Below are 404 nucleotides of genomic sequence, written 5' to 3' on the forward strand. Positions count from 1 at the left end.
CTTCATCAAGCGCTGCACAACCTTCTCTGAGATTGTAACGCATTGTTTGGCCAATGACGCCTGTAGTCTGCGGTAGCCATAGCATCGACGGTTGGCTTCGAAGATTTCGGTGATGTTTTGACGAATAGTGAGGTACTTGTCGCTCATCCTCATGCGGGTTCGATGGTAAAAATATGAGCTGCGCGCCAGTCCCAACTGAGCAAGCAGATCGGGGAGTTGATAAAGGTATTTGAGGGCGTCAACCAACAGCGTTTTCTCCCGATTACTCAGGAGTTGTAGATCGACGCCCAGGTCTTTTTTTATGAGTTCGGTCGCTTTCTTCAAAAGGTCGTGCTCAAGCTGCAGTTTCTGAATATCGTGCTGCAGTGTTTCGAGCTGGCGCTCTAATTCTTCTCGCTCTGGCA

General features: G+C 49.3%; 1 protein-coding gene. It reads right to left on the reverse strand.

The window, feature by feature from the left end; all coding sequences use genetic code 11:
• Window positions 1-404: IS3 family transposase (locus tag ACOZHT_RS24435; RefSeq protein ID WP_421567127.1), on the reverse strand; the 404-nt coding region annotated here is incomplete at both ends.

Origin of the sequence: Ochrobactrum sp. EDr1-4 (genome assembly GCF_049199085.1) — a bacterium.
Taxonomy (GTDB): Bacteria; Pseudomonadota; Alphaproteobacteria; order Rhizobiales; family Rhizobiaceae; genus Brucella.